The organism is Stenotrophomonas sp. P5_B8, assembly GCF_054049855.1.
The window spans coordinates 1-5,861 of sequence record NZ_JBFULO010000228.1 but is presented as its reverse complement, the minus strand read 5'-3'; the positions used below and the strand labels follow the sequence as shown (position 1 = coordinate 5,861).

The following is a 5,861-nucleotide window of genomic DNA, read 5'->3' as shown; positions in this document are numbered from 1 at the left end:
GCGCCCCGACCGCCTCAATCAGTTTTTTTCCAGTTCAACCCGGCGGGCGCGGTGGTATGCCATCAGCAGCCCCTCGCAGATCCCGGCGCGCTCATCTTCGAAGTCCATGATGCCTTCGACCGACAGGGGGTAGTCGGCGTCCCACTCATCCACCACCAGGAAGACAAGCTCGGCCAGGTTCTTCCCATCGTCCACCGCCGCGCGGTACTCCTTGCCGTTGACGTTCCGGAACTTGACGTCCAGCTTGAACTTCTCGCCGGTGCCGGAAAACGACAGTTTGGCCGGGATCACAGCCGGCGCTTCACCCTTCTTGACCGCCATCAGGAGCCCTCCTCCTCGTCAGCCGAAATGAACGTGTGGTCGGAGTTGATCGAGAAGGTCGCGGTGTTCTGCATCGGGTTGTTCGCGCTCAGGCTCGGATCCGCGTCGAAGGACAGGTAGCCGTAGTAGTAGAGGACGTCGCCGTCGGGCAGGCGCGCGCGCAGCACCACCGGCTGCTTCTTGCGGTCGGCCTTCTTCGCGGCCTGATACCAGGGCAGCTTCGGGTCGAAGTACAGCGGCAGGTTGAACGTCTTGGCGTTCTTGATCGTCGGCACCTGGCGCTGGCGGCCGCTGCGGTCCTCGAGGAACACGCCATTCCAGAACTGCTGCTCGCCACCGGAGGTGGACACGTCGCCCTGCTGGCTGAAATCGATCCAGTCGGTCACGCGCAGCAGGCTGCCGGGGCCCTGGTCGGCGGGGAAATCGTCGGTATCGGTGGTGTCGATGCCCCGCAGCGGGATTGCAGTGCCGCTGGAGCCGGCGACCGCGACGCGATCGTTCAGCTCCGGCCAGGCCGACCGCACCACCAGGACGTCGCCCTCGGAGATGCCGCTGCCGGCCGCGACCGTGGCGACGGCGGGATTTGCGTTGGAGATTGCGGTGGCAGCGACCGCGGCTGCAACTGCGGTGCTGATTCCCAGCACCGTACCGTTCGGGAACTTCAAAGCCATGGTTGTGCCCTCCTTTGGGCATAAAAAAACCGCCCGAGGGCGGCGTGTTGATTGTTTGGCGGGTCGATTAGGCGGGATGCCAGAGCCCGAAGTCCTGGCGCGTTCCGTACTTCTTGATCGCTGGCTCGTAGATAGCGGCGAAAGCCCCGTATGTCTCGCAAGGCATCGGCGATTGCACAAGCGCATGGGCCACGGCGCGGGCGAGCTGGTTCGCTTCCAAGCGCGTTTTAGCCCATACGTTGACCTGCAGCCGAGCATGTTCGTGCCCCGGCAGCGTCTTCTCCAGGTACTGCAGAGACCGTCCGCCCACCTGCTGATAGGTGATGAAGGGGTAGACGGACGTATCCGGACCGACGTCCGGGTAGAGCCTGCCGTCCACCAACCCCTCAAGGAGCGCGGTAATCGTGGCTTCAAGGCTCATCGTCGGCACCCCCATCACCCGCGAGAAGCTCCTGCAGGCGCTCCCGGCCGCGCTTGGTGGCCACCTGCATCAGACGGTTCCGGGTGCCTTCGAAAGCCGGCCGTAGGAACGGGTGCGGCGGTGTCCACTTCGGCTCCGGAAGGCGATCCCGCGACGCGCGCCAGAGTCCGTCCTCACCCTGCACCAGTTCATTGACGCGCCAGTGACCGAACTCGACCAGGTGCCCGTGCGGTGCCTTGCGGCCGTTCCAGCTGACGCTATAGACGACCTTGGATTCGGTCGATTGGGCATCGCGGTAGGCAAGGTAGATCGCCGCCTTGAGTTTGCCGCTCTTCACCGGGGCCAGCGCTTTTGCCTCGTCGCGCACGATGCTGCCGGCGGCCACACCCATGGATCGGGAGACGCTCGTAGCCGCAGCGCCGAGCCGGTCCAAGCCGGCCAGCGCGCCGCTCAGGTCGATCTTGTTAGCCATCGTTGCCGCCCTGCTCGCAAAGGATGTAGGCCCTGTCGCGGTTTCGGTAGTCCCGGGCAATGCCCTTTACCTCGAACACGTCACCGTCATGAACGATCCGCATCCCTGCATCCACCCCCAGGGCGCGCGCGCCGCTGAAACGCACCAGGAAGCTGTAACGGGCGATCGAGGCCGGCGCGTCGCCCTGCACCGATGAACGAATCGCACCCATGCCGGTTTCATTGCCGATGTCAGCCATCAGCGGACCGACGGGAATCCAGCCGTCGACCGGCTGGCCGGCCTCGTCCCGGATCGTGCCCGGCTTCTGCACCTCGATCCTCCGGTTCAACTGTCCTGCGCGCATCAGAATGCCTTCCTGTACCAAAGCAACCGGGCAAAGCCCAGCTGCACTTCATTGGATACCTCGCCGATCACCACCGCCTCGCGGTTGGCGACCCAGTGCCCGACCAACAACAGCGCCGCTTGCACGACATCCGGGGTTAGGTTCATCTCGCTGATATCCGCCGGCTCGCTTTCGACCAGCCGGCGGTCGCAGTGCTGCTCCACATGAGCCAGCGCGGCGGCCACGTACTGCTCGAGCAGCGTGTCTTCGATATCGGCCAGGACGTTGCACTGCTGGCGAACCAGATCAAGCGGAATCGTTACAGCCATGACTTGCCCTCCTCGGGAAACGCCGGCTTGCAGTGCTCAGGGCCAACGCAGGAGGGCAGCCGCCAGGCCCGGCGCGGCTCCGTTCGGGGCTTTCCATCGGGGTGATGCTCGACGCTGCTCCCGTCTGCATGGTCGACCAGTGACGGAACCGGGTAGACCACCTGCCGGCCGGTGAAGGATGTCCAAGCCCGGCCGATGGCGAAGTCCGCCGGCAGCGTGTGGGACATGCGCTGCAGGACGAGGGCGACCCGCTCCGGCGGGACCGAGTAGGCCACGCCATGGAGCAGGTCGGGCATCACCAGAGAGTCGCCGCCCCGCCGGTCAAGGTCTTCCATTCGCTCCCGTATCACCGCCTGGTACTGGGGTGGGCGGCCGGTGCCCWGATAAAAGCTCACCAAGTCGTCAGGGAATCGGTCGATCACACGTTGAGCGGCGGCTAGGAAGCCCGCCACGGGCTGCGCATCATCCTCCAGCACGATCACCCGCTCTTGCTGCTCTGCGGCCCAAGCGAGCGCCCTGCGATGGTTCCACGCTGCACCGTTGCCTTCGTGGTCCATGAACACCGACGCCCCCAGCGACGACGCGAGCGCGTAGGCCTGCCGGCTGCGGCTGTAGTGCGCGACAACCGCGATCTTCATAGCTGCGCCCTCACCAATTCGGCCAGGTCGGCGTCCGGATCCATCCGGAGCTTGCCGTCCTCGATCACCACCGACACGGGCACGCGGAGCGTCCCGCTTCGATAGATCGCGCCGGCGATGCGTATCTCGAAGGGCAGCGTCACCACGTCCAAAGCAGCGGCCGGCGGCTCCTCGTCGCGACTCGACGCCTGTGGCACCTGCCGCTCAAACGGCGTGGAAAGCAACTTCCGGATCTTCTCCACGTCCTTGCGGAATTGCGGCGACGATCCCCAGGCGTTAACGGTGTCGTGGTCCTTCCGGTTGACCTCGGCCGCATTCGCCTCCCGATAGGTCTGATCTTCGGCAACCCCTGCGCCCTTGCGCGAGTAGTGCATATGCTCGATCAGGACGTGATCGAGCCAGTACATGGAGCCCGTGGCTTGTGCCAGGTACTGCCAGGCGGTGTCGATGCAAAGGTGAATCAGCCCTTCCGGGCCCACGTAACCAAGCTCCCGAATCTGCCTGGCGCCGATCGCTGCCCAGGTGAACTTCTTGTCCTTCCGCAGCCCATCCGGCCCGGTGGCGAAGCCGGCGTAATGGTGCCGCGCCAGCTCGTCGTCCAGCAGGAAGTCCCACCCCGGCGTGACCATGACATTGTCGTCGCCCGCGAACACGAAGGTGTCGTAGCGATCGATGTTGTCGATCGCCAGTTCGTTCCACCACGCGTTCAGGCGCTGCCTTGGCTTGACCACGTAGGTGACGCCCGGCAGGCGGGGGTAACTCGCCTCGTCGTCGGCATCCAGGCCAACCAACAGGTCCACGGGCCAGAGCGCGGTCTGCTGCATCGACTTCCACAGCCGCTCCACGTTCGCCGGCCGGCCCCGAGAAGGCGCGACCACCGCTACGCGCGGGGGCTGCGCGCGCATGCGCTCCAGCAGGCCAGCACGGGAGGCAATCAGCGCCCGCATGGCTGCAGGATCGCCCTGCACCGCCTGATAGGCCCGGGTCCGAGCCATATTTGCCGCGTAGTGCGGATTGACCAGCCGCTCCGCGCGATGGCCCAAGCTCACCGCAATGCCCAGATGCCGGTGAACCCCAACCAAGGCCGCAGCCGCGGCGACCGTCTGGTCGTCTTCGCCGCCCCAGCCTTCGAAATACTCATCCACGCCACCAAAGGCGCGCCATTGGTCTGGCCGGACCGCGTATATGCCACCGGTCGAGGCGAAGCCTCCAGCGCGCGGGAATGACACGTTGGCCGCGAATGCCTCGGCCTCAACCCCGTTCAACACGACGCACGTCTCGAAGGGCAGGTGCAAGCCACCGGCTTGAAACGCTTGCTCGGCCGCGCTTCGGAGCGATGCCGAGCGGGCCAGCACGTCCGCATCGTTGATGATCACCACCTCAGCGCCTGCCCGCTCGGCCTCGACCACGGCCAGGTTCCGAGACTTGGCCCGGCTGAACACGTCGCCGCCGGCATCAACCGTGATCAGCTTCCAATCTGGAAAGTGCGTGGCGAAGTGACGCTTTACCGCCTCCAACCATTTACCGCGGCCGGGCGACTCACGCCACGGAACAGCTACGACAACTCGCATAGATCCTCCATCTGAGAGGCTCCCCCTCCGGTGAGGGGGAGCTGTCCTTGCCGTTTGCTGTTACGAACCGGCCGACTGACCGAAACGGCCCTTGACGAACGCGTTTTCGCGGCGCATCGCCAGGCCCAGGCGCTCTTCCACCAGCAACACGCGCTGGTTCTTGATGAAGTCGTCGTTGATCATGCCCATCTTGACCAGGAACGACATGCGGTCGTAGATCTGCGCGCCACGCTGGAACGCGCYGACCAGGAACTCGCCGCCCTCGTCGCTGTCGCCCTCATCCATGCTGTCCGAGCTGATCACCGGGCGACCCCACAGAATCGGGGTGACGAAGCCTTGCAGGTTGGCGAACAGGTAACGGTTCTGGGCGTCCTTCTCGAGCTCGATGTTCATCCAGTCGAGATCGGTCATCACCGTGGCGTCGGCCGCCAGCTGCGACTGCTTGCGCACCTGGTAGATGGCACGACGGACGGTGTCGATCGCCGTGTCGCCGCTCTTGCTCAGTGCCGCATTGAAGTTGCTGGCACGGGTCATCAGGCCGTTGAGGTTGTTGCCCTGGCCGTCACCCTTGAGGATCTGGCGCTCCTCTTCCAGCTTGAGGTCGTAGCGCAGCAGCTGCTGCAGGTAGCCGTACATCTGCGGGATGTCGTCCAGCGCCTCGTCGGACACCGGGATCCACACCGCCAGCTTCTTGACCAAGTCGGTCTTCGGTTCGAAGGTGACGTTGCTCTGCGGCTTGGCCCCACCTTCGGCCACGCCGGCAGCGGCACGGGTGTGCAGCAGCTCGCGGTAGTAGGTGAAGCTCTGACCGGACACGGGCACCGACGGGATGAGGTCGCGGATGCGCAGCTCCTGGCGCGGACCGGCCTGCAGGGTCGGATCGTAGCTCGGCGGCACGATGCCGGCGCTGGTGACGATCTTCGTCTCCTGCATCGCGGCCATGTCGCCCTTGGTGATCTCCAGCTCGGCCGATGCCTGCTTACGCTCGGTCAGGGCCTTGTAGTCGTCGTGGCCCTTCACGAAGTCGATGAAGCCCTTTTTCTGGGCCGGGTTGCCGTGCAGGAGCAGGCCCTTCTCTTCCAGCTTGAGAACCTTGTCCACGACCTTCTGCACCTC

The 5,861-nt window shown here is 65.2% G+C and carries 9 protein-coding genes; all 9 read right to left on the bottom strand.

Annotated features, from left to right (window positions below; all coding sequences use genetic code 11):
- Positions 1 to 18 precede the first annotated feature (18 nt).
- Entirely contained in the window at positions 19 to 321 is a 303-nt protein-coding gene (locus ACXJKH_RS12940) for a hypothetical protein (protein WP_457319821.1), read from the bottom strand.
- Positions 321 to 992 carry a phage tail protein gene (locus ACXJKH_RS12935; protein ID WP_457319819.1) on the bottom strand — a complete coding sequence of 224 codons (672 nt, stop codon included), beginning with the start codon at positions 990 to 992 and terminating at the stop codon, positions 321 to 323. The genes ACXJKH_RS12940 and ACXJKH_RS12935 overlap by 1 nt, the downstream gene beginning before the upstream one ends.
- Before the next feature lie 67 nt (positions 993 to 1,059).
- Positions 1,060 to 1,413 (bottom strand): DUF3168 domain-containing protein, encoded by a 354-nt coding sequence (locus ACXJKH_RS12930; RefSeq protein WP_457319817.1) that lies wholly within the window; start codon positions 1,411 to 1,413, stop codon positions 1,060 to 1,062.
- A complete protein-coding gene (locus ACXJKH_RS12925) occupies positions 1,403 to 1,885 on the bottom strand; it encodes an HK97-gp10 family putative phage morphogenesis protein (protein ID WP_457319815.1) in 483 nt (160 codons plus the stop codon). Before ACXJKH_RS12925 ends, ACXJKH_RS12930 begins: the two co-directional genes overlap by 11 nt.
- On the bottom strand, positions 1,878 to 2,228 hold the full coding sequence (locus ACXJKH_RS12920) for a head-tail adaptor protein (protein ID WP_457319813.1): 351 nt from the start codon (positions 2,226 to 2,228) through the stop codon (positions 1,878 to 1,880). Before ACXJKH_RS12920 ends, ACXJKH_RS12925 begins: the two co-directional genes overlap by 8 nt.
- Entirely contained in the window at positions 2,228 to 2,536 is a 309-nt protein-coding gene (locus ACXJKH_RS12915; RefSeq protein WP_457319810.1) for a head-tail connector protein, read from the bottom strand. The genes ACXJKH_RS12920 and ACXJKH_RS12915 overlap by 1 nt, the downstream gene beginning before the upstream one ends.
- Positions 2,527 to 3,174 carry a hypothetical protein gene (locus ACXJKH_RS12910; RefSeq protein WP_457319808.1) on the bottom strand — a complete coding sequence of 216 codons (648 nt, stop codon included), beginning with the start codon at positions 3,172 to 3,174 and terminating at the stop codon, positions 2,527 to 2,529. Before ACXJKH_RS12910 ends, ACXJKH_RS12915 begins: the two co-directional genes overlap by 10 nt.
- Complete coding sequence (locus tag ACXJKH_RS12905; RefSeq protein WP_457319806.1) at positions 3,171 to 4,745, bottom strand: galactosyltransferase-related protein; 1,575 nt, start codon at positions 4,743 to 4,745, stop codon at positions 3,171 to 3,173. Before ACXJKH_RS12905 ends, ACXJKH_RS12910 begins: the two co-directional genes overlap by 4 nt.
- 60 nt (positions 4,746 to 4,805) lie before the next feature.
- Positions 4,806 to 5,861, bottom strand: a 1,056-nt coding sequence (locus tag ACXJKH_RS12900) for a phage major capsid protein (RefSeq protein ID WP_457319804.1), incomplete at its 5' end; no start/stop codon positions are given.

Bases quoted from the DNA above. Each gene is read 5' to 3' on its own strand.
- ACXJKH_RS12940 (WP_457319821.1), bottom strand. From the start codon at position 321: ATGGCGGTCAAGAAGGGTGAAGCGCCGGCTGTGATCCCGGCCAAACTG.
- ACXJKH_RS12935 (WP_457319819.1), bottom strand. From the start codon at position 992: ATGGCTTTGAAGTTCCCGAACGGTACGGTGCTGGGAATCAGCACCGCA.
- ACXJKH_RS12930 (WP_457319817.1), bottom strand. From the start codon at position 1,413: ATGAGCCTTGAAGCCACGATTACCGCGCTCCTTGAGGGGTTGGTGGAC.
- ACXJKH_RS12925 (WP_457319815.1), bottom strand. From the start codon at position 1,885: ATGGCTAACAAGATCGACCTGAGCGGCGCGCTGGCCGGCTTGGACCGG.
- ACXJKH_RS12920 (WP_457319813.1), bottom strand. From the start codon at position 2,228: ATGCGCGCAGGACAGTTGAACCGGAGGATCGAGGTGCAGAAGCCGGGC.
- ACXJKH_RS12915 (WP_457319810.1), bottom strand. From the start codon at position 2,536: ATGGCTGTAACGATTCCGCTTGATCTGGTTCGCCAGCAGTGCAACGTC.
- ACXJKH_RS12905 (WP_457319806.1), bottom strand. From the start codon at position 4,745: ATGCGAGTTGTCGTAGCTGTTCCGTGGCGTGAGTCGCCCGGCCGCGGT.